The sequence below is a fragment of the Shewanella sp. cp20 genome, assembly GCF_000832025.1.
Classification (GTDB): Bacteria; Pseudomonadota; Gammaproteobacteria; order Enterobacterales; family Shewanellaceae; genus Shewanella.
The window spans coordinates 1-2,452 of the sequence record NZ_JPII01000005.1 but is presented as its reverse complement, the minus strand read 5'-3'; the positions used below and the strand labels follow the sequence as shown (position 1 = coordinate 2,452).

1 tRNA gene and 2 rRNA genes are annotated in these 2,452 nt (G+C 43.4%); all 3 read left to right on the top strand.

The window, feature by feature from the left end:
• The first annotated feature begins 131 nt into the window (after positions 1-131).
• The 3 genes from rrf (DB48_RS00125) to rrf (DB48_RS00115) all read left to right on the top strand — a co-directional run bounded on the left by rrf (DB48_RS00125) (position 132) and on the right by rrf (DB48_RS00115) (position 532).
• A 5S ribosomal RNA gene (rrf, locus tag DB48_RS00125) occupies positions 132-247 on the top strand.
• 84 nt (positions 248-331) lie between these two features.
• Positions 332-407: transfer RNA gene (locus DB48_RS00120), tRNA-Thr, on the top strand.
• A gap of 9 nt (positions 408-416) precedes the next feature.
• Positions 417-532, top strand: a 5S ribosomal RNA gene (rrf, locus tag DB48_RS00115).
• Positions 533-2,452: the final 1,920 nt, after the last annotated feature.

Here is a 2,452-nt window from a genome sequence, read left to right as displayed (position 1 = left end):
CAACCCAAAAGGGTTTTTACTGCAAAGTAAGTAATGGTTACTGAATCAAAAGAATACAAAAGTACTTGATTGAAGTGCGAACTCAGATTGACTCTTAGTTAAGAGTACAGCTTTTCGAATTTATAGTTTTGTCTGGAAACCATAGCATTGTGGCACCACCTGATCCCATCCCGAACTCAGAAGTGAAACGCAATCGCGCCGATGGTAGTGTGGGGTCTCCCCATGTGAGAGTAGGTCATTTCCAGGCGCTAATTTCGCTTAACCTTTAAGGTGTAAGCAAAATAACCAAGCGCATTTTAGAGTAAGACGCATAGTTATTTAACAGTTTTGTGCTGATATGGCTCAGTCGGTAGAGCGCATCCTTGGTAAGGATGAGGTCCCCAGTTCGATTCTGGGTATCAGCACCACTAAATTTGTCTGGAAACCATAGCATTGTGGTCCCACCTGATCCCATCCCGAACTCAGAAGTGAAACGCAATCGCGCCGATGGTAGTGTGGGGTCTCCCCATGTGAGAGTAGGTCATTTCCAGACGCTAATTAAGTGAAGAAGCCACCTGAATAAGGTGGCTTTTTTGCGTTTGGGGTTTATGAAATTATCGACGCTTTCTCTCAAAACAGCCTTAATTAAAGTCAGGTGGTTTATTCACTTATGTAGGCATGAATGCCTACTCCCGATGTCGGTCGATAAATGCTCCTTCAATATCGACACTTCCTCCATCCATGGCGGTCGCCCACCGCTGAGCGGGCTCCCCAGTTCGCAGCCTAGCTGCTTCGCGCCCCAGTCATCCGTCAAGCTTTGCTTGATAAGTGATGCCTTTTGCCTCCATCTGAGAACAGTCTGTATGCCCTTTTACATGTCGCCGCATGCTTTCCAGGTTTCTTTGTTTGATGGCTAGTGTTGGTGCAGTTGGTTATCTATATTGGCCAGGAATGTTGATTTCTATGTTTGTCGACAAATGCCAAGCAATATCGACACTTCCGTTACCACTTGTGATCGCCCACTGCTCAGTAGAAGGTTGTGGTAACCCGCCTCTCGTATCGCAAAACCCTTGGATGCTGTGCATTCAAAGTAGATCTTTTTTCCCTCATACGCATCCAGGCAATAATAAATAGTTGGTGATTTGATTCGCCTACTCGGATATGGGCAAGAGAGTACTGAATGCATGTTATATATGAGGGGCATGCGAAGAGAATGGTTTGAAGATCGTTGTCGATGATGCCGATCTCATAAAGAGTAGTGATGAGTCACCTCAACCAGCGGCTGTAATTTGTATAGAGCTTTTTAAAAATTAGCGCATGTTCGCCATGTTCTTTAGGTAAGAAGGCTATCTGCTTATGTAAGCTGAATTTATACCGCCGATGTCCATTGATTAAATGTTTCTTGGAAATCACTCCCCTTATCACTATAGATATATTTATACTGCTGCCCATGACGTACTTTCCACATCAATGTCTGTGGTTGCTCGAATTGCTTTATATTAAGCATGGAGAGTTAAGTCCATTGTTTCTCGGTGATTTCAGTTATTACAATTCATGAAGGCAGATATGGGCCTTGCAAAGCCAAGCGCCAATTGAGAGGCTAGACTGATTCTTCTTGATTAGCAGATCGGCAAGAGAGTGAACCTTCCAGTGCTCAGCAGATTTGCTCCCGTCTATTTCTGCTATTCCGTACTCTTTTTCACATCTAGAGTGAAGCCCCTATAGCAGGAGAATAAATGAGGTCTTCTATGCTGGTGTCGTGAATAGAGAGGTTGAACTGGTCTCTCGATTTCATCTCTATGGGGATTAGAACCTCGCTTGAGTTACCTAATACGCTATCGCATATCTGTTTTGTTCAAGAGAAAACATCGCGATTGCTAGGTAGCTACCGGTTACCCAAATTTTTACTTGAGAAAGATGGTGGTTTCATCTTCCTCGTTACATCGAAATATAGGTTTACTTAAGATTTTAGAGGCTTTCGTTGGTAAGTATTGAGGTAGTTTGAATATCTGGGCGATAACAATGATGAGGTAGATAAAACGTATAAACAGATGCCTTTGTGGATAACTGTGTGCGTAATTGGTGTAAAGGATGTGCTTATATCAGGTATAAAAAATAAGTTCATTTTTATTGAAAAAAGCCCTTGCACAAAAGATTTGGCTCCCTATAATGCGCTCCCACTGACACGGCAAACGGCGCTACTTAGCGAAGCGAGTAGGCAAGCTGGTCGAGTCAAGGTAACAAGCGGTTCAAGTTTTTAAACCGGTGGTTACAGCGCGATAGCGCAGTAATTAACCACTTAGAAATCTTTTGAAAAAAGCGCTTGACGCCGACAGGGAGAAGCGTAGAATACGCAGCCCTAGCCCGCTGGACTCCAGTATGAGGCGAACGTTCTTTAACAAGATAAAACAAGAAATCTGTGTGGACACTCACAGGTATTGAGTTAATCGAAAACGATTTAAATCTCAATGCA